14 protein-coding genes and 1 pseudogene are annotated in these 24,298 nt (G+C 64.5%); 13 read left to right on the top strand and 2 right to left on the bottom strand.

All coding sequences use genetic code 11. The features are described from left to right. Positions 1 to 49: 49 nt before the first annotated feature. Positions 50 to 235 carry a hypothetical protein gene (locus XARJCFBP2528_RS23165; protein ID WP_144422078.1) on the bottom strand — a complete coding sequence of 62 codons (186 nt, stop codon included), beginning with the start codon at positions 233 to 235 and terminating at the stop codon, positions 50 to 52. On the opposite strand from XARJCFBP2528_RS23165, the gene XARJCFBP2528_RS03115 reads away from it, so the two are divergent. From XARJCFBP2528_RS03115 to XARJCFBP2528_RS03075, 9 genes and pseudogenes are all read left to right on the top strand, one after another. Beyond that, positions 234 to 2,486: a methyl-accepting chemotaxis protein gene (locus XARJCFBP2528_RS03115; protein ID WP_047124462.1), complete on the top strand. Its 2,253-nt coding sequence runs from the start codon at positions 234 to 236 to the stop codon at positions 2,484 to 2,486. The genes XARJCFBP2528_RS23165 and XARJCFBP2528_RS03115 overlap by 2 nt on opposite strands. A gap of 107 nt (positions 2,487 to 2,593) precedes the next feature. Continuing rightward, positions 2,594 to 5,068: a methyl-accepting chemotaxis protein gene (locus XARJCFBP2528_RS03110; protein ID WP_016904919.1), complete on the top strand. Its 2,475-nt coding sequence runs from the start codon at positions 2,594 to 2,596 to the stop codon at positions 5,066 to 5,068. 715 nt (positions 5,069 to 5,783) lie between these two features. Next, on the top strand, positions 5,784 to 8,042 hold the full coding sequence (locus tag XARJCFBP2528_RS03105; RefSeq protein WP_047124297.1) for a methyl-accepting chemotaxis protein: 2,259 nt from the start codon (positions 5,784 to 5,786) through the stop codon (positions 8,040 to 8,042). 507 nt (positions 8,043 to 8,549) lie between these two features. Beyond that, a complete protein-coding gene (locus XARJCFBP2528_RS03100) occupies positions 8,550 to 10,814 on the top strand; it encodes a methyl-accepting chemotaxis protein (RefSeq protein ID WP_047124296.1) in 2,265 nt (754 codons plus the stop codon). Positions 10,815 to 10,991: 177 nt separating this feature from the next. Continuing rightward, a pseudogene (locus XARJCFBP2528_RS03095) lies at positions 10,992 to 11,672 on the top strand (methyl-accepting chemotaxis protein); the annotation flags it as partial. Positions 11,673 to 12,866: 1,194 nt separating this feature from the next. Continuing rightward, the gene (locus XARJCFBP2528_RS03090) at positions 12,867 to 13,652 is read left to right on the top strand and encodes a flagellar brake protein (RefSeq protein ID WP_016904901.1); all 786 of its coding nucleotides are present in this window, start codon (positions 12,867 to 12,869) and stop codon (positions 13,650 to 13,652) included. Positions 13,653 to 13,783: 131 nt separating this feature from the next. Further along, a complete protein-coding gene (locus XARJCFBP2528_RS03085; protein ID WP_016904902.1) occupies positions 13,784 to 14,269 on the top strand; it encodes a chemotaxis protein CheW in 486 nt (161 codons plus the stop codon). A 171-nt stretch (positions 14,270 to 14,440) separates the two neighbouring features. Further along, the gene (locus XARJCFBP2528_RS03080) at positions 14,441 to 14,824 is read left to right on the top strand and encodes a hypothetical protein (protein ID WP_003486337.1); all 384 of its coding nucleotides are present in this window, start codon (positions 14,441 to 14,443) and stop codon (positions 14,822 to 14,824) included. Positions 14,825 to 14,908: 84 nt separating this feature from the next. Further along, positions 14,909 to 17,290 (top strand): methyl-accepting chemotaxis protein, encoded by a 2,382-nt coding sequence (locus XARJCFBP2528_RS03075; protein ID WP_016904904.1) that lies wholly within the window; start codon positions 14,909 to 14,911, stop codon positions 17,288 to 17,290. 45 nt (positions 17,291 to 17,335) lie between these two features. On the opposite strand, the gene XARJCFBP2528_RS03070 is transcribed toward XARJCFBP2528_RS03075, so the two are convergent. Next, a complete protein-coding gene (locus tag XARJCFBP2528_RS03070) occupies positions 17,336 to 18,667 on the bottom strand; it encodes an IS4 family transposase (RefSeq protein WP_016905121.1) in 1,332 nt (443 codons plus the stop codon). Between the two features lie 250 nt (positions 18,668 to 18,917). On the opposite strand from XARJCFBP2528_RS03070, the gene XARJCFBP2528_RS03065 reads away from it, so the two are divergent. From XARJCFBP2528_RS03065 to XARJCFBP2528_RS03050, 4 genes are read left to right on the top strand one after another with little or no spacing between them, the layout of a single operon-like run. Beyond that, entirely contained in the window at positions 18,918 to 19,787 is an 870-nt protein-coding gene (locus tag XARJCFBP2528_RS03065; protein WP_043088288.1) for a CheR family methyltransferase, read from the top strand. After that, on the top strand, positions 19,784 to 20,380 hold the full coding sequence (cheD, locus tag XARJCFBP2528_RS03060) for a chemoreceptor glutamine deamidase CheD (protein ID WP_024937701.1): 597 nt from the start codon (positions 19,784 to 19,786) through the stop codon (positions 20,378 to 20,380). The genes XARJCFBP2528_RS03065 and cheD overlap by 4 nt, the downstream gene beginning before the upstream one ends. Then, the gene (locus XARJCFBP2528_RS03055) at positions 20,377 to 21,453 is read left to right on the top strand and encodes a protein-glutamate methylesterase/protein-glutamine glutaminase (RefSeq protein ID WP_039510453.1); all 1,077 of its coding nucleotides are present in this window, start codon (positions 20,377 to 20,379) and stop codon (positions 21,451 to 21,453) included. Before cheD ends, XARJCFBP2528_RS03055 begins: the two co-directional genes overlap by 4 nt. A 6-nt stretch (positions 21,454 to 21,459) precedes the next feature. Next, on the top strand, positions 21,460 to 23,787 hold the full coding sequence (locus XARJCFBP2528_RS03050) for a sensor domain-containing protein (protein ID WP_016904730.1): 2,328 nt from the start codon (positions 21,460 to 21,462) through the stop codon (positions 23,785 to 23,787). The last annotated feature ends 511 nt before the right edge of the window (positions 23,788 to 24,298 follow it).

The raw sequence follows: 24,298 nt of genomic DNA, 5'->3' as shown, positions 1-24,298 counted from the left end.
ATTGTCGAGTTCGGCGTCATCCCCCGCCGATAACGATTACACAAACCGATCAATTCCATTCTCGCGATTTATTATTTTTCACAAGCCTGACCGCGTTATATATTTTTTTGATATCGAGGTATTCAGCGATGCTGTCGTGCGCCGTTACTGCGAATAGCGACATGTGACGCAGACACTGTTCGGCGTCACCTGATCGCTCCCATCCATTGCGCACCGCCTGCCGGGAATTGATCATGACTGCATTTCTTCAACGCTATAACGTCGGCCCCCGACTGGCGGCGGCATTTGCCGTGCTGATCGTTCTCTCCGCCCTCATTGCCATTATCGGCTATCGCGGGCTGAGCTCGGCACGCACCCTGGTCGACGATCTGGTGCACCAGAACATGGTGAAGATTCGCCTGTCCAACGACATGATGAATGCCAACTACATTATTGCGATGCAGATCCGCAATGTGGTTTTGCCAACCAGCAGCGAAGATAATCTCAAGTTTATCGAGACCATCCAGGCTGCGCGCGCCGACTACTCCAAGGCACGCGAAGCGCTGTATACGATTCCACCGTCTGACCAGGGCCGGGAGATCCGCGCAGAAATCGATCGCCGCCGCGCCGTGGTCAAGGCATTGAACGACCAGGTCATGGACCTGGTCCAGACCGGCCATAGCGATGAGGCCCTGCCCTTGCTGCTGACCAAGGCCGCACCGGCGATGCAGCAGTGGCAGGACAAGATCGCCGAGAACATCGCGCTGCAGAACACGCTGTCGGCCGAGGCCTCCGCCGTTGCGCTGCAATCCATGGACGACTCGCGCAAGCTGCTGATCGCCGGCTCCCTGCTGGTGGTGCTGCTGAGCGGCGTGCTGGGCCTGCTGATCACCCGCAGCCTGACCCAGCCGCTGAGCCGGGCCACCCGCGCGGCCGAATCGATTGCCGGCGGCAAGCTGGACAACGACGTCGACACCCAGTTCAACGACGAAAGCGGCCGCCTGCTCAAGGCGATGAGCAAGATGCAGCTGCAGTTGCGCAACCTGCTCGCCGCCCAGACCGACATGGCCAAGCGCCACGACGATGGCCAGATCAGCTTCCGTATCGATGCCGACGCCTTCCCCGGCGAGTACGGCCGCATGGCGCATGACACCAATACGTTGGTGGGCTCGCACATCGCGGTGAAGCTGCGTCTGGCGCAGATCATGGGCCGCTACGCGATCGGCGACCTGTCCGAGGACATGGAGAAACTGCCCGGCGAAAAGGCCGTGCTCAGCGAGACCATGGCCCAGGTCAAGGTCAATCTCGGCGCGATGAATACCGAGATCAAGCATCTGGCCGTGTCGGCGGCCAACGGCGACTTCAGTGCCCGCGGCGATGCCGAGCGCTTCCAGTACGACTTCCGCCTGATGGTGGAAAGCCTCAACAACCTGATGTCCACCGCCGACGGCAATCTGCAGTCGCTGTCCAGCCTGCTGCAGTCCATCGCCGCCGGCGACCTCACCGCGCGCATGAGCGGCGATTTCCGCGGCGTGTTCGCGCAGATGCGCGACGATGCCAACGCCACGGCCACGCAGCTGGCCGAGATCGTCAGCGGCATCAAGGCCTCGGCGGTGTCGATCAAGGGCGCCGCCAGCGAGATCGCGGCCGGCAACCAGGATCTGTCGCAGCGCACCGAACAGCAGGCCGCCAACCTGGAGGAAACCGCTGCCTCGATGGAAGAGCTCACCTCCACCGTCAAGCAGAACGCCGAGAGCGCACGTCAGGCCAACCAGCTCGCCATCGGCGCGGCTGGTGTGGCCTCGCAGGGCGGCGAGATCGTCAGCAGGGTGGTCGAGACCATGAGCGGGATCGAAGCCTCCTCCAAGAAGATCGCCGACATCATCTCGGTCATCGACGGCATCTCGTTCCAGACCAACATCCTGGCCTTGAACGCGGCGGTGGAAGCGGCGCGTGCCGGCGAACAGGGCCGCGGCTTTGCCGTGGTTGCCTCGGAAGTGCGGACGCTCGCGCAACGCTCGTCGGCGGCCGCCAGGGAGATCAAGGGGCTGATCGACGACTCGGTGCAGCGTGTCTCCGAGGGGTCGGTGCTGGTGCACAGCGCCGGCAAGACCATGGGCGAGATCGTGTCCAGCGTGCAGCGGGTCACCGACATCATGGGCGAGATCTCCGCCGCCTCGCAGGAGCAATCCTCGGGCATCGAGCAGGTCAACCAGACCGTCACCCAGATGGACGAGACCACCCAGCAGAACGCCGCGCTGGTGGAAGAAGCCACTGCCGCCGCACGGGCGCTGGAAGACCAGGCCACCCAGCTCACCGACGCCGTTGCGGTGTTCAAGACCGATGCCCATGCCTATGCCAAGGCACCGGTGCGCACCGTGCCGCCGCGCCCGGTGGTGACTCCCGCGCTGAAGGCCAAGGTGGCAGCGGCCGGACGCACCGCCGCGGCCAGGCCGCGCATGGTCGCCACCGCGCCCAGCAACGACACCAGCTGGCAGGAGTTCTGAGCCAAGCGGGCACAACAGTCTGAATGGAGCCGGCCGGCGCGACACCGGCCGGCTCAAGGCACAACGGTGATCGGCCGATAGGCTGCGTACGCCTATGAGACGCATCCATGATCACCTCGCCCGTGCCGTCGCCACCGACCGCCCCACGTTCTGCGCATCGCTGGAGCAGCCGCTGGGATGATCTGGCAATCGCCAGGAAGCTTGGTGTGATCGGGATGCTGGCGCTGGCCGGCCTGGTCATTCCGGTGCTGCTGTACAGCGGCAAGCTCAATGAAAGTGTGGCCATCAGCAGCAACGAGTTGCGCAGCTATGCGCCGCTCGAACAGATGCTGGGGCTGATCACCGATCTGCACGCGGCCCACGTGGACAGCGGCAGCACCGCCCGCGCCGCGGCCGAGCGCGCCGAGCGCGATCTGCAGCGCCTGCTGGCCACCACGGCAACCATGCCGGGCTTCGAACGCAGCCAGAAGGCCCTGCTGGGCCTGCAGCAACGCCACGTCGCCGCTGCCGCTGCAAACGGCTACGCCGCCGTCAGCGAACAGGCGTTTGCCGCACTCGATGCCCTGCGCGACGACAGCCAGCTGGTCTACACCCCGTATATCGAGAGCTACCACCTGGTGGTGGCCACGCTGATCTACAGCCCCGATGCCACCGAGTCGCTGACCCGCCTGGATGCGGCCAGCGACCCGTCGCAGGCGACCGGCAGCCGCGCCATGCTGCGCGAACAGCTCAACCAGCTGGCGCGCAGCCACCGGCGTTTCCGCCACGAGCTGGACAAGGCGATCGGCCTGCTGGAACAGCCCGACCCCGCGCTGGCCGATGCCGCCAAGGCCGAAACCGCGCGTGCGAACGCGGCGCTGGCCGCACTCGGCACCGCGCTGGACGGCAACGACGCCAGCGCCGATCTCCAGTGGAACGCTGCGCTGGACGCGCTCGGCCAGGCCATGCAAGCGCTCGGCAGCGTCTCGCTGCAGGCCTTGCAGCGCCAGTCCGAACGTCACCTGGCCGATGCCCGCAACGCGATGTGGCAGGCCATTGCCGGACTGTCGCTGCTGGCCGCGCTGATCGCGGCGCTGGGCTGGTCCACCCTGTCCAGGCTGACCCGCAATGTGCGCCGCGCCGCTGCGGTGGCGGCCAATATCGCCCAAGGCCAGCTCGGCGAGCCTATCGCCGCGCCCAGCCGCGATGAAACCGGCCAGCTGCTCGACAACATGCGCCGGATGCAGGAGCAGCTGCAGCGCGTGCTGGCCGCGCAGAGCGAGATGGCGCAACGCCACGATGCCGGCCAGATCAGTTACCGCATGGACGCCGATGCCTTTCCGGGCGCCTACGCCAGCATGGTGCACGACACCAACGCCCTGGTCGGCTCGCATATCGCAGTGAAGATGAAACTCGCCCAGATCATGTCGCGCTATGCGATCGGCGACCTGAGCCAGGACATGGACCGACTGCCCGGCGAGAAAGCCGTGTTCAGCGACACCATGGATGCGGTCAAGGCCAACCTATCGGCAATGAACAACGAGATCAGGCTGCTGGCGCAGGCCGCCGCCAACGGCGATTTCAGCGTGCGTGGCGATACGCAGCGCTTCCAGCACGACTTCCTGGCCATGGTCGACAGCCTCAACCAGCTGATGGCCACCGCAGACGGCAATCTGGGGGCGTTGTCCGGCGTGCTGCAGGCCATCGCGGCAGGCGACCTCACCACCCGCATGCAGGGCGACTTCCACGGCGTGTTCGCGCAGATGCGTGACGATGCCAATGCCACCGTGGCGCAGCTGGCCGATATCGTCGGACGCATCCAGCGCTCCACCGATGCCATCAACGCTGCCGCCAGCGAGATCGCCTCCGGCAACCAGGAGCTGTCGCAGCGCACCGAGCAGCAGGCCGCCAACCTGGAGGAAACCGCCGCCGCGATGGAAGAGCTCACCTCCACCGTGCGCAGCAACGCCGCGCACGCGCGGCGCGCCAGCGAGCTGGTGACCGGCGCCGCCGCGGTGGCTTCGCAAGGTGGCACGGTGGTGGGCGACGTGGTCGGCACCATGGCCGGCATCCAGGCCGCGTCCAAGAAGATCGCCGACATCATCTCGGTCATCGACGGCATCGCGTTCCAGACCAATATCCTGGCCTTGAACGCGGCAGTGGAAGCGGCCCGCGCCGGCGAACAGGGGCGCGGCTTTGCGGTGGTCGCCTCGGAAGTGCGCACGCTGGCGCAGCGCTCGGCCGGCGCGGCCAAGCAGATCAAGCAGCTGATCGACGATTCGGTGTGCCGGGTCGAGCAAGGCAATGTGCTGGTCAGCCAGGCCGGTCGCACCATGCAGGACATCGTCGACTCGGTGCGCAGCGTCACCGAGATCATGCACGAGATCAGCGACGCCTCGCAGCAGCAGTCGCAGGGCATCGAACAGGTCGGCCAGACCGTCGCACAGATGGACCAGGCCACCCAGCAGAACGCCGCGCTGGTGGAAGAAGCCAGCGCCGCTGCACGGGCGATGGAACAGCAGGCGCAGCAGTTGCGCGATGCGGTGTCGGTGTTCCAGCTGCACGCTGCCGTGGTGCCGGCCCGACGCGTGCGTGCCGCCTGACGCCCCTGTGTGCGGAGTTGGGTACGCGCGCGGTGGGCGACGCCGCGCGCATGGGGGCAGTCACACCGTGCACTCGTGCTGCGCGGTCACTGGCCGCGGTGTCTGCTACGCGGCCGCCGGCCGCGGTATCTCGACCGAGACTGGCTGACCCACCCCGCCTACCCTGCGATCTCGCACTGCATCCGGGTCGCAACCGAGGCAGTGGCGCCACCCCGCCGTTGCGGACTCGCTTCAACTGCCTAGCGCAGGTTAGATGCCTGCCGCAGGCAATACTGCCGCAGCCAATAGCCCCGCCTGCGCATACGGCGCCAGGGTCACCAGGCTGCTGCATCGCTCCAGCAGCCGGTGCCGTCCGCCCGTCTGTCCTTGCAACCGCAACGTCTCATCCACGCTCGAACGAGTGAGCCAGATGTGAATCCGCTGGTCGATGCAGATGCGGGGATGGCAAGCACATCGACGTTTCCGGTCCATTTCTGCACATGCGCGTCACTTCGGTGACGGCCGCCCATACGCAGCGCGGCTGACCAGTTCAGTCGCCCAACCACTGGCCGTTACCTTCCACGGCACGCTTACCAGCCTTGTCATCGCCGGGGTCTCCCGCTGTTGCCCGCGCGATGGATTGGCTGGATGCCTGCCTTGCCGTACCTGCATCAGACCCACGCGTCCGCGCCGACGCGTTTTGTCCTTTCTTGCCCCACTGCCTCGAGACCCCCAAATGATCGCTCTTCTTCAACGGTACAACGTCGGCAAGCGCCTGAGCTTCGCCTTCGGCACGCTGATCCTGTTGTCGTGCGCACTGGTCGCTGCCGGCCTCTACACGCTGGCGCAGGCCCGCGACCGCATGGACACGGTGGTCAACCGCAACATCACGATCATGCAATACGCGCAGGACATGACCAACGCCACCTCGGTCATCGCCGTGCAGCTGCGCAATATCGTGTTGCCCACCTCGCAAGAAGACAATCTGCGTTTCTACGCCGTCATCAAGGACCAGCTGAAGGACTACGAGGAGACTCGCCGCAAGCTGTACGCGTTTTCTGCCTCGCCCCAGGCCACCCAGATCCGCGACCGCATCGACCTGGCCAGCGACCAGGCCCGCAAGACCAACGACGCGGTCGCGCAGCTGGGCCTGACGGGCAAGCCTGACGAAGCACTCAAACTGCTGCTGGAGAAGGCCGCACCGGGTACGCAGCATTGGCAGAACGCATTGACGGAGTATTCGGACCTGCAGCGCCAGCGCACCCGCGAAGCCTATGTCGCCACCACGGAGGAAATGGCACGTGGCCGTGCGATGTTGATCGGCGGCGGGCTGGCGGTGGTGCTGTTCAGCGCCCTGCTCGGCTTCCTGATCACCCGCAGCCTGGTGCGCCCGCTGACACAGGCCACCCGCGCCGCCGAAGCGATCGCCAACGGCAATCTCGACAACGACGTGCGCACGCAGTCCAACGACGAAACCGGCCGTCTGTTGCAGGCCATGGATCGCATGCAGGGCCAGGTACGCAACCTCATCACCGCCCAGCTGGACATGGCCAAGCGCCACGACGAGGGCCAGATCAGCTTCCGCATGGATGCCGGTGCCTTCCCCGGCGACTTCGGCCGCATGGCCAAGGACACCAATGCCCTGGTCGGCTCGCATCTGGCGGTGAAGATGCGCCTGGCGCATATCATGGGCCGCTATGCGATCGGCGACCTGTCCGAGGACATGGAAAAGCTGCCCGGCGAAAAGGCCTTGCTCAGCGACACCATGGCGCAGGTCAAGGTCAATCTGAGGGCAATGAATACCGAGATCAAGCACCTGGCGGTGTCGGCGGCCAACGGCGACTTCAGCGCCCGCGGCGATGCCGAGCGCTTCCAGTACGACTTCCGCGTGATGGTGGAAAGCCTCAACAACCTGATGGCGACCGCCGACGGCAATCTGCAGTCGCTGTCCGGCCTGTTGCAGTCGATCGCCGCCGGCGACCTCACCGCACGCATGAGCGGCCAGTACCAGGGTGTGTTTGCGCAGATGCGCGACGACGCCAACGCCACCGCCGCACAGCTGGCCGGCATCGTGGGCCGCATCCAGAGCGCTGCCGACGCGATCGGCCTGGCATCGGGCGAAATCGCCTCCGGCAACCAGGACCTGTCGCAGCGCACCGAGCAGCAGGCCGCCAATCTGGAGGAAACCGCCGCCTCGATGGAAGAGCTCACCTCCACCGTCAAGCAGAATGCCGAGCACGCCAGCCAGGCCAACCAGCTCGCCATCGGCGCGGCGGCCGTGGCGTCGCAAGGCGGCGACGTGGTGGCCAAGGTGGTCACCACGATGTCCGACATCCAGGGCTCGTCGAAGAAGATCGCCGAGATCATCAGCGTCATCGACGGCATCGCCTTCCAGACCAATATCCTGGCACTGAACGCAGCGGTGGAAGCGGCGCGCGCCGGTGAGCAAGGCCGTGGCTTCGCGGTGGTTGCCTCGGAGGTACGCACCCTGGCGCAGCGTTCGGCCAGTGCGGCGAAGGAAATCAAGCAGCTGATCGACGACTCGGTCGACAAGGTCACCCAGGGTGCCACCCTGGTCGATCAGGCCGGCACCACCATGGCCGAGATCGTGGCCAGCGTGCAGCGCGTCACCAACATCATGGGCGAGATTTCCTCCGCGTCGCAGGAGCAGTACTCCGGCATCGAGCAGGTCAACCAGACCATCACCCAGATGGACGAAACCACCCAGCAGAACGCCGCGCTGGTGGAAGAAGCCACCGCCGCCGCACGTGCGATGGAAGAACAGGCCCAGCAGCTCACCGAAGCGGTCGCCGTGTTCAAGGTTGCAGAGCACGCACCGGTGGCGCGCCAGTTGTCGGCCATTGCCAATGCGCCCGCCAATGCCCGCGGCACACCGCGTCCGATCGCCCGCACCAGCAGTGCCGCGCCGTTGCGGCGCAGCGCCGCAGGCGCATCCGCGACGACAACCGACGTGGGCGACTGGCAGGAGTTCTAAGCGGCACTGACCGCTGTCGGCACGTCCGCAGGGCGTGCATGCCGGCTCTGCAACGCGCGTGTCTGTGCGCGAGGAGCACACCACGCCCAGGCACGCGGCCATGTAATCCGCATCAGCAGCATCTTTATCACGGCACCGCACACGCGGTGCCGTTTTGCGTTGTGCACGACCAGGCAGCTGTCCGCAAGCCGCTATGCACCGTGGGCAGCGTGAAATCGCACTTCACATCGTCCGGGCCGGCCTGCGCCGGCGCACCTCCAAAACCGCATTCAAGCGGGGTTTTCTAGGGATATTCCCCACACACCCCCACCGATCCCCTACCCCGCATACACATGGCAGTCACGTGCCTGAGACCCGGCTTTACCGACCGGTCCAGCCTGCCTCAATGCAGCAGCGCTAACGCCGTTATCTGACCGACGCATCACACAAGGGATGACGTGCAACGCACTGCTCCAGCACTGCGCTGCATGCCACTCCATCCAACGGCACATTCGCTCAGGTCACTCCATGAACTCCTTCCTGCACCGCTTCAACGTCGGCAAGCGCCTTTCCCTGGCCTTCGGCGTCTTGATCCTTCTCTCCTGCGCGCTGGTGGCCGCCGGTCTGTACACGCTCAGCCAGGCGCGCGAACGCCTGGACACCATCGTCAACCGCAACATGGCGATGATCCAGTACGCCACCGACATGCTGGACGCCAATGCCACCATCTCGTTGAATCTGCGCAACATCGTGCTGCCGACCACTGCCGAGCAGAATCGCCAGTTCGGCGAAGTGATCGACGCCCAGCGCATTCGCTACAAGGAGCTGCGCGACAAGCTCTACGCATTTCCCGCCGACGCGCACGACCAGGAACTGCGCAACGCGCTGGATTCGACCCGCGAGCAGGCACTGGCGCATAACCAGCAGGTGCGCGAACTGGGCACCGCCGGCAAGGTCGACCAGGCCATGCCGATCCTGCTTGAACGCGCCGCGCCGGCCACCCAGCGCTGGCAGGATGCGATCCGTACCTACTCGGACGCGCAGCGCAAGAGCAGCCAGCTGGCCTACGACCAGGCCAATGCCTCGATGGCGCGTGGCCGCAGCATGCTGATCGGCGGCGGCCTTGCGGTGGTGCTGCTGAGCGCCCTGCTGGCCTGGACGATCACCCGCAGCCTCACCGGCCCGTTGAACCGCGCCACCCGTGCTGCCGAGGCGATCGCCGACGGCAAGCTCGATAACGCCGTGCACAGCGAGGCCAGCGACGAGACCGGTCGTCTGCTGCAGGCGATGGACAAGATGCAGTCGCAGGTGCGCAACCTGATCACCGCGCAGCTGGACATGGCCAAGCGCCACGACAGCGGCCAGATCAGCTTCCGCATGGATGCCGAGGCGTTCCCGGGCGACTACGGCCGCATGGCCGGCGACACCAACGCGCTGGTCGACAGCCACGTCCAGGTCACGCTGCGTCTGGCACAGATCATGGGCCGCTACGCGATCGGCGACCTCAGCGAGGACATGGACGCGCTGCCGGGCGAAAAGGCCAGGCTGACCGACACCATGGCGCAGGTGAAGACCAACCTGTCCTCGATGAATCAGCAGATCAAGCAACTGGCCCAGTCCGCCGCCGACGGCGACTTCGGTGCACGCGGCGATGCGGCGCAGTTCCAGTTCGATTTCCGCGTCATGGTCGAGAGCCTCAACCAGTTGATGGCCACCGCCGACGGCAGCCTGCAGTCGCTGTCGGGCATCCTGCGCGCGATTGCGGCGGGCGACCTGACTGCGCGCATGGACGGCGAGTTCAAGGGCGTGTTCGCACAGATGCGCGACGACGCCAACGCCACGGCGACCCAGTTGGCCGGCATCGTCGGACACATCCAGCATTCGGCCACCTCGATCAGTGCCGCTGCCAGCGAGATCGCCGCCGGCAATCAGGATCTGTCGCAGCGCACCGAGCAGCAGGCCGCCAACCTGGAGGAAACCGCTGCCTCGATGGAAGAACTCACCTCCACCGTGCGCCAGAACGCCGAAAGCGCACGCCAGGCCAATCAACTCGCCATCGGTGCCGCCGGCGTGGCCTCGCAAGGCGGCGAGATCGCCAGCAAGGTGGTCGAGACCATGAGCGGGATCGAAGCCTCGTCCAAGAAGATCGCCGACATCATCTCGGTCATCGACGGCATCTCGTTCCAGACCAACATCCTGGCCTTGAATGCCGCCGTGGAAGCGGCGCGTGCCGGCGACCAGGGCCGCGGCTTTGCGGTGGTCGCCTCCGAGGTGCGCACCCTGGCACAGCGTTCGTCGGCAGCGGCCAAGGAGATCAAGAGCCTGATCGACGACTCGGTGCAGCGTGTTGCCGACGGTTCGCAGCTAGTGGACCAGGCCGGCAAGACCATGGCCGAGATCGTCGCCAGCGTGCAGCGCGTCACCAACATCATGGGCGAGATCTCCGCGGCCTCGCAGGAACAGTCGGCCGGCATCGAACAGGTCAACCAGACCGTCACCCACATGGACGAAGCCACCCAGCAGAATGCCGCGCTGGTGGAAGAAGCCACCGCCGCTGCCCGCGCGATGGAAGAACAGGCCCAGCAGCTTACCGAGGCGGTGGCCGTGTTCAAGATCGTCGAGCAGGGCCCGGCCGCGCGTCAGCCCGCATCGATGGTCGCTGCGCCGGTCAATGCACGCTTTGCCGCCCGCCCGGCCGCACGTGCCGGCAGCAACGCAGCGCCACGCCGCAGCACCGCGGGCACGGCGACAGCGGCAGCCACGGCAGGCCCCAGCGACTGGCAGGAGTTCTGAGCCCCATCGCAACGCGTCACACCCGCAATCTCCAGAAACACCATTCGAGCGTAGCTTGATTCGGTGACGAATCTTGAGGGTCGCTTCCTAGCGAGGGAAGCGGCCCTTTTCTTGTTCCGAGAATCTGTCGACATCCGCCGGCGGACGTCAGACCGAGCATCAGACGACGCGTCATAGGAAGAGCTCACCGCCACCGTCAAGCAGAATGCCGACAACGCCGACCAGGCCAATCGGCTGGTGCTGGACGCCGCCGGCGGGGCGGCCCAGGGCGGCGATGTGGTCGGCCGCGTGGTCACCACCATGGCCGACATCGATACCTCGTCCCAGAAGATCGCCGAGATCATCGGCGTCATCGACGGCATCGCCTTCCAGACCAATATCCTGGCCTTGAACGCAGCAGTGGAAGCCGCGCGCGCCGGCGAACAGGGACCCGGCTTCGCCGTGGTCGCCTCGGAAGTACGTACGCTGGCACAGCGTTCGGCCGGCGCAGCCAAGGAGATCAAGCACCTGATCCAGGACTCGGTCACCCGCATCGGCAACGGCGCCGCACTGGCGTCCGAAGCCGGCAGCACCATGCAGCAGGTGGTCAGCTCGGTGCAGCGCGTCACCGACATCATGAGCGAGATCACCAGCGCCTCGCGCGAGCAGGCCGCCGGCATCACCCAGGTCAACCAGACCATCACCCAGATGGACGAAACCACCCAGCAGAACGCCGCGCTGGTGGAAGAAGCCACCGCGGCTGCACGCGCGATGGAAGACCAGGCCACGCAACTGGTGGATGCAGTGGCCGTGTTCCGCCTGGAACAGCAGGACCAACTGAACACCTTGCTGGCCAACGCACGCCACGCCTACACCTGATGCGACAGACGACGACGCGCCCATCGAATATGTAAGTCGAGGGCGCGATGTCCTCGCCGCTTGCGGGAAAGGCCGTGAATCCATCAGCGAAGACTGCGTCGCGTCGTTTAGGCGCGATCCGCTGATTGAATCAAAAGCCCATTGAGTCGAGTGCGCGGTGCCCTCGCCGCTCGCGGGACACGCCGTGGATCCGTCCATGGAGGCTCCTTGGCGGCGTCCATGCCGCCAAGGGTCCCGCAACCGGCAAGGACACCGCGCCAGACAGTTGGTCGGCCGCTTTCTTGAAAGCTTGTTGCGCGGCTTGCGATAAAAAGATTTTCGAACGCACGACGATCCGAACAAGGCGCATCAAGCACTGCCCTTACCGTGCACACCAACCATCTCCACTGGTCCTTGCCCGCTCACCGTCGCGGGACCTTACGCGGCAGGGATGCCGCGTAAGAGCCTACAAGGACGTACTTGCGGCGTGTCCTGCGACGGTGGGCGGGCAAGGGCCCTGCAGCAAAGTCACAGATCACCCGCTCTGCGACTGATGTATCCGCACGGTCCGAGCCCATCGAAACACAGCGCCCGAAAAAAAACGAGACCCTGGAATCGTTGCCACGTTCAGGCACGACCAGATGCTCAGATCAAAAGCTCGGTGAGTCGAGCGCGCGGTGTCCTCACCGCTTGAGGGACACGCCGTGAATCCGTCCATGGAGGCTCCTTGGCGGCATCCATGCCGCCAAGGGTCCCGCAACCGGCAAGGACACCGCGCCAGACAGTTGGTCGGCCGCTTTCTTGAAAGCTTGTTGCGCGGCTTGCGATGGGAAGATTTTCGGACGCGAGATCAGAACAACGCGCATCAAGCACTGCTCTTGCCGTGCACACCGACCATCTCGACTGGTCCTTGCCCGCCCACCGTCGCGGGACCTTACGCGGCATGGATGCCGCGTAAGAGCCTACATGGACGTACTTGCGGCGTGTCCTGCGATGGTGGGCGCGCAAGGACCCTGCAGCCGAGCGGCAGGACCACGCGCTCTACACTTGATCCATGTGCACTATCCAGCCACTGGGAACACAACGCCCAAAGCAACAAGGCTTCATGCAATAGTTTTTGTCAGCTCCTCTTAAAGATTTCGCTTTGCCGCCGATATCAAGGCGACGCCGGGACAACCGTTCCGGCGTCTTCCCGCATCCACAGTGCCTGTGCCCATGTCCCAAGGCGATACCTCAGAGCTGGACCACGACGCCGACCACCTTGCCGAAGGTGACGAGCGCTATCTGCTGCGCAACAAACGGCAGATCCGTGGCCTGCTGCGCCAGTTGCTCGACCAGCGCGCAATCGTGACCATGCATGTGGCCGGGCGCGACATGGCCGTGCCCACCGCCGTGCTCGAGGTGGACGAAGACGACGACTGCGTGATTCTGGACGGCAGCCATAACGAAGCCTCCAACCGCGCCATCCAGGACGCCAAGTACCTGCTGTGCTATGCGCAGCTGGAACGGGTCAATATCCGCTTCCGCCTGGAAACGCCCGAGCGGCTGGAGCGCGACATCCACGTTGCCTTCCGCGCCGAGCTGCCCGAGGCGATGTATCACCTGCAGCGTCGCGAGTCATACCGGCTGGAAACGCCGATCACCGACTCGCCCGTCTGCATCATTCGCCAGGATGAAGCACAGGGCGGCAATCTCAACCTGCAGCTGCGCGTGATCGATATCAGCAGCGGTGGCCTGGCCGTCTCGCTCACCGATGGCATGCCCCTGCTCGAACCGCAGCGCACTTACCGCAACTGCACGCTGCAGTTGCCCGACACCGCGCCGATCACCCTGCCGCTGACGGTGTGCAGCCAGTACAAGCAAACCCTGCCCAACGGCAGCGAGGGTTTCCGTGTCGGCATGCAGTTCAGCGACCTGCCACGCGGCGCCGACGAGACCATCCAGCGCTATATCTTCCGGGTCGACCGCCAGCGCAATGCGCGCAAGAGCGGCGTGTTCTGAACCCACCCGCACCAGCCACGGCGCGCGGCTAAAGTTGCCCTGCGCTGCGCCGATGTTGATAGGGCAATCCTCATCCGCATGCTTTTCTTATAGCTGCAATCCGACACTCAGCCGCAACGCCCGGAGTTTCCATGAACGACAAAAGCACGACCACCGGCACCGGTGGTGAATTCCTCAGCTTCGCCTTGGGCGAAGAACACTACGGCGTGGACATCCTGAAGGTGCAGGAAATCCGCGGCTACGATTCGGTCACCCGCCTGCCCGACGCACCGGATTACATCAAAGGTGTGATCAACCTGCGCGGCACCATCGTGCCGGTGATCGACCTGCGCCTGAAGCTGCGCCTGAAAGAAGCGCGCTACGACGCCTTCACCGTGATGATCGTGCTCAACGTCGAAGACCGTGTGGTCGGCATCGTGGTGGACAGCGTCTCGGACGTGATTCCGCTCAACGACGACCAGATCCGCCCCACCCCCGAATTCGGCGCCTCGGTCGACACCCGCTTCATCTCGGGCATCGGCACCCAGGACGATCGCATGCTGATCCTGCTGGATATCGAGACCCTGCTGGACAGCACCGAGCTCGGTCAGCAGCAACTGGCCGAAGAAGCGGCCTGATTCAGACCATCTGGTGTCGGGAGCTTCCCGACACGAGACGCACAACGAAGTTGAAGTGTGATAGAAATCACGTTTTTCGGATTCAAGTTGAACGGCGGCTAGCCGATAGCTGAATAGAAGCCCGCGTACACAAACGGGTCACCGTTCGACTTTTGATTCTGGAGAATCCAAATGAAGTTCCTGCTCTCGCTCCTCCCCGTCGCTGCTCTCGTGATCGTTGCTCCCACGCTGTCGGCTCAGTCGCAGGAAATGATTCCGCCGGAAATGGCGACCCGTTTCGTCGGCAAGGACGGCATGGTGTGCGGCAAGGTCGAAAAGGCCAAGTACGCCCAGAGCTCGGAGGGTGAACCCACCTTCCTGTACATGGGCGGCATGTTCCCGCGTCACACCTTCTCGGCCCGCATCGACGGCGCCAACCGCGGCAAGTTCAGTTTTGCCCCGGAAACCCTGGAAGGCAAGGACGTCTGTGTGCTCGGCAAGATCCAGCGCGACAGCTCGCGTGCCGAAATCGAAGTCAGCTCGCCGGCCAGCCTGAAGCTGGCCACCATCAAGTAATCGCCCACAGATCGCCACGCCCTCGCGCGTGGCGATCTGCTGTTTGCGGTTATGCGCACTGACTTCTATCGGGGAATCGTGTCAATGCAATGGATCAACAATCTGAAATTGATGCCCAAGCTGATGCTGGCGTTCGGCATCGTGCTGCTGATCATGCTGGTGCAGGGCATCATCGCCTATGCCGGCCTGGCGTCGCTCAATAACGTCACCCGCGATCTGGCCGGCAATACCATGTCCAGCGTGCGCGAAGCAGGCGACCTGCGCGGCATGCTCGGCGAATATCGAAATGCGTCTTATCAGAATCTGGTGCGCGCCAGCGACTCGGTCAAGCAGGACGCCAAGGTCCGCGCCAAGCGGCTCCATGGCGAAATCGAAGCCACGATCAAGGGCTATCCCCGGCTGATCGAGAGTCCGCAGCAGAAGAAGCTATTCGCCACCTTCGTTGCGGATTGGAAGAAGGCCTCGACATCTTACGAAAGCGTCGATGAAATGCTGGAACTGAACCTGCCTGACGACGCCGTTGACACCTTCGTCGGCGAAACGAGCGCACTGCATGCCAAGGCACAGGCATCGCTGGCCGCGTTGATCGTCGAAGACAACAAGTTGGCGCAGGCTGCCAAGAGCAAGGCCGAAAAAGTCCACGCCACCTCGGTCTCGCTGACCGTGATGGTGCTGTTGATCGGCATCGCCGGCGGCCTGGGCCTGGCGTTCCTGTTCGCACGTTCCATCGTCAAGAGCATGCGCGGCGCGGTATCCACTGCCACCGAAATCGCCAGCGGCAAGCTCGATGGCCAGATCAATGTGCAGGGCCAGGACGAAGTGGGCGAACTGATGCGCTCCATGCACCGCATGCAGCGCGACCTGAAGGAACGCATCGAACGCGATCAGAAGATCGCCGACGAAAACCTGCGCATCCGTACCGCGCTGGATAAATCGTCCACCAGCACCTTCATCACCAACGCCGATCGGGTCATGATCTACGCCAACGAGGCGTTCATGAAGCTGGTCACGCATTACGAAGGCAGCATTCGTCTGTCCTCGCCCGATTTTGAAGCCAGCAAGATCATCGGCCAGCACATCAGCTATCTCGGCCTGCCCGAATCGACCGTGCGCAAGGCCATCGCAGCACTGGAACGCGACGGTATCACCAGCTTCGAAGAGCGCTATGGCGAGTTCGTGGTGACCCAGACCGTCACCTCGATCAAGAACGAGCACGGCGAAAGCACCGGTGAGGTCTGCGAGTGGCGCGACCGCACCATCGAAGTCCAGGTCGAAGAAGAAGTCGCCCGCATCGTGCGTGCCGCCGCCAGCGGCGACATGAGCGGCCGGGTGGAAACCGACGGCAAGCAGGGCTTCTTCCTGCAGCTGGCCCAGCAGCTCAACGGCCTGCTGGATGCCAATGCCGGCAGCCTGGAGCAGATCTCCGCCCTGCTGTCGGCGCTGTCGCGCGGCGACCTGACCGTGCGCATGCACGGCGAATTCAGCGGCGTGTTCGCGCAGATGCGCGACGATGCCAATGCCACCGCCGAGCAGCTGGCCGACATCGTCGGGCGCATCAAGGTCTCGTCCACCGCGATCAACTCGGCGGCCGGCGAGATCGCCTCCGGCAACAGCGATCTGTCGCATCGTACCGAGCAGCAGGCCGCCAATCTGGAAGAAACCGCCGCCTCGATGGAGGAGCTCACCTCCACCGTCCGGCAGAACGCCGAAAGCGCCCGCCAGGCCAACCAGCTGGCCATCGGCGCCACCGGCGTGGCCTCGCAGGGCGGCGAGGTGGTCTCGCAGGTGGTCACCACCATGTCGGGCATCGAAGCCTCGTCCAAGAAGATCGCCGACATCATCTCGGTGATCGACGGCATCGCGTTCCAGACCAACATCCTGGCCCTGAACGCGGCGGTGGAAGCCGCCCGTGCCGGCGAACAGGGTCGCGGCTTTGCCGTGGTCGCCTCGGAAGTGCGTACGCTGGCACAGCGTTCGGCCGGTGCGGCCAAGGAGATCAAGGGCTTGATCGACGACTCCGTGCACAAGGTGGCCGAGGGTTCGGCACTGGTGCGCAAGGCCGGTGCGACCATGGCCGAGATCGTGGCCAGCGTGCAGCGCGTGACCGACATCATGGGCGAGATCTCTGCGGCCTCGCAGGAACAGTCGGCCGGCATCGAGCAGGTCAACCAGACCATCACCCAGATGGACGAAACCACCCAGCAGAACGCCGCGCTGGTGGAAGAAGCCACTGCAGCCGCACGCTCGATGGAAGAGCAGGCCGGCCACCTGGCCGAAGCGGTGTCGGTGTTCAAGCTGGACGAGCCGGCCTCCCAGGCCTCCCAGGCCGCCAGCGTGCGCGCGGTCGCCTCGCGCCCGGTGGCGGTGAAGTCCGCAGCCAAACCGGCTGCGCGCGCAGCGGCCACCTCGTCACGGCCGGCCAAGCCGCAGGCCGCGTTGGCCGACGGTAACTGGCAGGAGTTCTGATCCACCGCTGTCCCCCACAAAGCCCCGGCACTGCCGTAATGCTGTTCACTTAGGCGGAGCAGCCTTCCGATCTACCGGATAGCGGGTCTTCGAGATCTTCACCGTCCTTGGCCGGGTAGGCCTTGGACGGTGATCGAGGAACAGGCTCGCGATGCCTGAGCGAAGCTGGGATAAGCGTCTTCCTGTGGCGGAAGCTGGATTGGCTGCGGCCATCACGATGAGTTGCACTGCGATGTACTGGCAAACCGGTTTGAATCGGATGTCCGAAGGCGTTTTGCCAAACGCCTCCGCTGCCTGACCGGCTTCACGTCGAATGATGTTGTAAGCCAGCAGCAACCCCCAGACCTCCTGGTACACCAAGTCGATCTTCTTGCTACGTAAGGTCGTCGCGTTGTGCTGCATCGAGCTTTTGATGTCGCGCAAACTCAGTTCGATTTCCCATCGCTCCTGGTAAAGCAGTGCGACAGACTTGGTGCTGTAAGTGGTGACAGGCAACGAGGTCAGCACCGACTTTCTCTTCCCCTGATGCAGATAGCTCACTTCACGTACGTCCCAGTGCGTGGGAAGCGCTGGATTGCGTTTTCTGGCCTGCGGCGAGACACGCATGCGCAGTAACCGATCATCAGTGCCATAACGCGTGATTTCCTCAGCCACCAGGCCTTTGCGTGCTGGTGTCAGCCAGTGGCGTGCAGTGCCAGTGTTGGCTAGCGAAAGCAACAGATCAGCGCTCCAGAATCCTTTGTCGAACAAGGTGACCGAATGGTCGGGAATGGAGTGTAGAAACGGCTCGCTCAAGCGAATTTCGCTGCGCCGGTACGGACTGAGCTGGGCATTGAGCAAGACATGCGAGCGTACGTTCATCAGTGCAACCAATCGCAGCATGGGAAATGGTGTCTGACGGTCCGTGCTGGTATTACCGGAACCAAAATGTTCGCGCAGTTCTTCAGTGTCTGGCGTCCGCAGCAGCGCGCCATCCACGGCAAAGACCTGCAATCCCTGCCATTCATCGCCTTTGTAGCGTTCGCATCCCCACTGCGCCCCAGTCGTTGCAAACAGGTGGTGGACCGGGTCGGCGCCCAGTCGCGCGCGCGCCTGACTGACACCGCTGCGAGCCAACAGATCTTCTGAGGCCAGCCCTTGTGCGCAGATGTTCAAACGACGTGCGACCTCGTGCACCGGTTCGTCACGGAACAACGCCATGCCCAGGACAAGCCACAACACCTGATCACTGGGAAGACGCCGACGCCGGATGCTGGCCTTGGAAGACAGTTCCAGCGCGCTGGCCACCCACTCCACCGGAATATTCTGCGTAAACGTGCTCAGGTCGGAGAAGTTGAACAGATCGCCAAGGTCGAACAGCTGCTGTTGAAGGGACACAAAAAATCCGATACCAGAGGTCTGATACCAGATTTTCGGTAACTCAATTGCTTAAGTGAACAGCATTACGGCACTGCCGGGGCTTTGTGTATCTGCGCTCGGCGCAGCGCGCACTGCCCCGCCGCCGGGTGCGATCGCACCACCCACGCCGCGCCGGGCACCGTCAGCAGACCCGACTGTCTGCAATACGTGATTGGTGCTTCAGTTGCATGACCACGTGGCCGATATCCAGTCATAGCTAACGACGCGCATGGATATGACGACCACCTCGACTTCCGCTTCAGACACACGCGAATTTGATTTTGGCGACCGCGATTTCAAGCGCGTCTGCGACCTGATCTATCAGCGTGTCGGCATCGCCCTGGCTCCGGCCAAGCGCGACATGGTGTATGGCCGGTTGTCGCGTCGTCTTCGCGTGCTCGGCCTGCGCTCCTTCCGCGACTACCTGGACCAGATGGAAGCAGGCAACGACGAGGAGGAATGGCAGGCGTTCACCAACGCGCTGACCACCAATCTGACCTCGTTCTTCCGCGAGCCGCACCACTTCGACAAGCTGCGCGAAGAACTGCAAAAGCGCGCCTCGCAGGCGCCGTTGAAGATCTGGTCCTGCGCGGCCTCCACCGGTGAGGAGCCCTACTCCATCGCCATCACCGCCTGCGAAGCCTTCGGCACCTTGACCCCGCCGGTCAGCATCGTCGCCACCGACGTCGACACCCAGGTGCTGGAAACCGCCTCGCGCGGCGTCTACGCCATCGACCGCGTCGCCTCGCTGGATGCATCGATCAAGCGCAAGTACTTCCAGCGCGGCAGCGGCCCCAACGAGGGCAAGTGCCGGGTCATCCCGGCGTTGCGCCAGCTCATCGAATACCGCCAGCTGAACCTGCTGGCACCGCGTTACGACGTCGGCGGCCCGTACGCGGCGCTGTTCTGCCGCAACGTGATGATCTATTTCGACAAGCCGACCCAGCGCGGCATCCTGTCGCGGTTGGTCAGCCATATGGGCGACGACGGTCTGCTCTACACCGGGCATTCGGAGAACTACCTGCACGCGGCCGATCTGATCCAGCCGTGCGGGCGCACGCTGTATCGGCGCAGCCCGCGCGCGGGAGCGTCTGCATGAGTACTGCCGTGCAGGTCGACGATGTCATGCGCTACCGCGATTCGCGGTTCCAGACCATCACCGCCAAGCTGCTGCCCACCCAGTACCTGGTGGTCGACGACGACACCGCGTTGACGACCACCTTGGGATCGTGCGTTGCCGCCTGCCTGCGCGACCCGGTCCTGAAGATCGGCGGCATGAATCACTTCCTGTTGCCGGAGGGCCAGGTCGGCGATGGCGCACCCGCGCGTTACGGCAGTTATGCGATGGAGTTGCTGATCAACGACATGCTCAAGCGCGGCGCGCATCGCAAACGCATCGAAGCCAAGGTCTTCGGTGGCGCCAACGTGCTCAAGGGCTTCACCAGCAACCCGGTCGGCACCCGCAACGCCGAGTTCGTGCGCCAGTACCTGCAGGCCGAACACATTCCCATCATTGCCGAAGATCTGTGCGGCATCCATCCGCGCAAGGTGTGGTTCTTCCCGACGACCGGACGCGTGGTCGTGCAGCGTTTGCCGCATGCCCACGAAGCCGAAGTCGCCGCCGCCGAATCGGCCGTGCGCGCCCGTCTGTCCAAAGCACCGGTTACCGGTGGAGTGGAGTTGTTCGAATGACGCTGGAAACTCCTGTGCGTGTATTGATCGTCGACGACTCGGCGGTCGTACGCCAGATGCTGACCGAAATCCTCTCGCGCGATGCCGGTATCGAGGTGATCGGCTCGGCCGCCGACCCGATCCTGGCGCGCGAAAAGATCAAACGCCTCAATCCAGACGTGATCACGCTGGATGTGGAAATGCCGCGTATGGACGGCCTGGTGTTTCTGGAAAACCTGATGCGCCTGCGCCCCACCCCGGTGGTGATGATTTCATCGCTGACCGAACGTGGCGCCGACACCACCTTGCAGGCCCTGTCGCTGGGTGCGGTGGATTTCGTTTCCAAGCCCAAGATCGACGTCGCACGCGGGCTGGAAGGCTATGCCGAGGAGATCGTCAGCAAGGTCAAGATGGCCTCCAAGGCCAGGGTCAGCGCGCTCAATCGTCCCAGCGCACCCAAGGTCACCCTGGACATGCAGTCCGCGCCGGTACCTGGCAGCGCGTTGCGCTTCCGCACCACCGACCGCCTGATCGCCATCGGCGCCTCGGCCGGCGGCACCGAAGCCCTGCGCGTGGTGCTCGAGCACATGCCCGCCGATGCACCGGCGGTGGTGATGACCCAGCATCTTCCGGCCAGCTTCAGCACCGCCTTTGCCGAACGCCTCAATCGCCACTCGGCGATGTCGGTCCGCGAGGCCAGCGATGGCGAGGCGATCCTGCCGGGCCACGCCTACCTGCCGCCGGGCGGCCAGCACCTGCGCATCATCCGCGACGGTGCGCGCTGGCGCTGCCGCATCGACGACGGCCCGCCGGTCAATCGCCACAAACCGGCGGTGGACGTGCTGTTCCGCTCCGTGGCCGCCAACGCCGGCCCGAATGCGGTCGGCGCCATCCTCACCGGCATGGGTGACGACGGTGCACGCGGCCTGCTGGAAATGCTGCAGGCCGGCGCGCCCACGCTGGTGCAGGACGAAGCCAGCAGCGTGGTGTGGGGCATGCCCGGCGCCGCCTACAAGCTCGGTGCCGCGCAGGAAGTGGTGCCGCTGAGCCGCGTTGCCGAGCGCCTGATCGCGCTGTCGGCACAGGCACGCTGATCCGGCATGATGGCCCGTCTCCCGCATCCGACCGAACAGGCGGCGGCTCCCGGCATTACGGGAACCGCGTCGCTGGCGACGGCGGATGCGCCGGCAGATCACGCGCCCGCTCCCGGGACGATCAAGCCCGGCCCGCTCACCGCTGGCATAACCAGGCCCGACGAACATCCCGACGCCACGCGCTCACGCCTGCTGGCCGAAGCGCTGGACGGCAGCAGCAGTGCGATCCTGATCTGCGATCTGCAATCGCGCCTGCTCTACGCAAATGAGGGCTTCCAGCGCATGTTCGGCTATACCGAAGCCGAACTGGTAGGCAAGCGTCCGTCGGACGTGCTCACCCGCGCGCAAAGCGACCAGGAAGAAGTGGCGCGCGTCCGCGACCGCGCCGACGCGTTGCAGCAGACCCAGGCCGACCTGCTGGTGTACCGAAAGGACGGCACGCCGCTGTGGATCTCGCTCAACTTCAATCCGATCTACGACGCCAGGCATCTGCCATCGCATTACGTGGCGGTGCTGACCGACATCACCGACACCAAGATGCATGAGGTGCTGCAGCACCGCGTACTCGAGGCGCTGGTGCAGGAGCGGCCGCTGATCGAGGTGATGACACTGATCTGCACCGAGGTCGAGCGCATCGCACCGGACGTGCTGGCCACGGTCATGAGCGCGGACAATCAGGGCTGCCTGCACTCGCTGGCTGCCCCCAGCCTGCCGCCGGAATATGCCGATGCGGTCAACGGCTTGAAGATCGCGCCGGGTGCAGGCGCCTGCGGCACGGCCGCCTGGCGCGGCCGCCCGGTGATGGTGGAAGACATCGCCACCGACCCGCTGTTTGCGCAATTCCGCGAACTCTTGCTGCCGATGGGCTTGCGCGCGTGCTGGAGCACGCCAATCCGCTCCAACAGCGCACGCGTGCTCGGTACCTTCGCGCTGTACTACCGCAAGGCGCAGCGTGCCGATGCCTGGCACGTACGCCTCACCGATCTGTGCCAGCAACTGTGCACGCTGGCGCTGGAACGCGAACAGATCCGCCAGCGCGTGCATCAACTGGCGTTCTACGATGCGCTGACCGGCCTGCCCAACCGCATCATGTTCAGCGCACGCGCCGAGCAAGCCCTGACGCAGGCCGAATACGCCGGCGAACCGGCCACGTTGATGTTCATCAACATCGACCGCTTCAAGTTGATCAACGACAGCCAGGGCCATGCCGCCGGCGACGGGTTGTTGCGCGACATCGCCTTGCGCATTGGCGAACAGCTGACCGCCACCGCCATGCTGGCGCGCCTGGCCGGCGACGAATTCGCACTCGCGCTGCCGCAATGCAGCGCCGAGCAGGCCAGTGCCGCCGCAGAACGCGTGCTAGGCACCATTGCCAGGCCGCTGCCGGTCGGGCACATGACCGTGCATCCGTCGGCCAGTATCGGCGTGGCGATGTTTCCGGAAGATGGCCGCGACATCAACATCCTGCTGCGGCATGCCGATCTGGCCATGAATCGCGCCAAGCAGGAAGGCGGCGGACGGTTCCGCTTCTTCAGTTCCGACATGAACCGCATGGCGCAGGAGCGCGTTGCGCTGGAAGCGGAGCTGCGCCAGGCCATCGGCCGCGATCAGCTGCAACTGCACTACCAACCGCAGTTGCATAGCGCCGCACCGCACGCGCTGTACGGCGTGGAAGCGCTGTTGCGCTGGAATCATCCGCAGATGGGCGCCATATCGCCGGCGCGGTTCCTGCCGGTGGCAGAAGAACAAGGCATGATGCCGCAGCTCAACGACTGGGTGCTGCGCAGCGCCTGCCGGCAGATCGCCGATTGGCGCAAGCGTGGCGTGCCGGTGTCGCGCGTGTCGGTGAACCTGTCGGCAAGCAGCTTCGAAAGCCCGCGCATGCTCAGCGACCTGCTGCGCCTGATCGCCGACATGGGCGCGCAGCCCTCCGACCTCACGCTGGAAATGACCGAGAGCGTGATGCTCTCCGGGCAACCCGGCGTCCTGGAAAACCTGCACGCCATCCGCGAAGCCGGCATCTCGTTGTCGCTGGACGACTTCGGCACCGGCTATTCCAGCCTGAGCCACCTGCATCGCCTGCCCATCGACGAACTCAAGCTGGACATGAGCTTCGTGCGCGACATCGAACACAGCGAAGACGCCCGCGCCCTTACCACCTCGGTGCTGCGCATCGGCGAGCATCTGCGCAAGCACGTGGTTGCCGAAGGCGTGGAAAACGAAGCCCAACGCCTGTTCCTCGCCGACCTCGGTTGCGAAGTGCTGCAGGGCTATCTGTTTTCGCGGCCATTGCCGGCGGCGGCACTGGAAGCCTGGTTGGGTGCGCAGCCTTAGGGCGGCTCACGACAACTATGTCGTGGTTTGGCAGGCTGTTCTCATAGCGTTTTACGCTCGCATCAGCAGATCGAAGCAAACTGCCAGAAGGCAAAGCATCTGATCTGGTGCTTCTGTGCAGGGCCCTTGCCGCCCACCCTCGCAGGACACGCCGCAGGTACGTCCTTGTAGGCGCTTACGCGGCATCCATGCCGCGTAAGGTCCCGCGACGGTGGGCGGGCAAGGACCAGTCGTGATGGTCGGTGTGCATGGCAACAGCAGTAGCCGCGGCCTGTGGATCAGACACAGCGGTGGTTCCATGGTCCTTGTGATCTGGCCGACGTGGTCTGAATTCCAAAAATTTCCGTCGAAGGCGGGCCGCAAGTTGCTTGGGTTTGCTCCTACCGCTAAATAGCCATGCACCCATGCATGCAGGCGACAAAGCCGTTGCGTTAAATGGCCTCGCTTAGGTCATCTCGCTTTTGCGGTTGCATCAGTGCACGACCGACTTAGGAGGCGTGATGTCCTTACC

The organism is Xanthomonas arboricola pv. juglandis, assembly GCF_001013475.1.
GTDB lineage: Bacteria > Pseudomonadota > Gammaproteobacteria > Xanthomonadales > Xanthomonadaceae > Xanthomonas > Xanthomonas arboricola.
The sequence above is the reverse complement of the archived record's forward strand: the minus strand, read 5'-3'. Positions and strand labels throughout refer to the sequence as shown.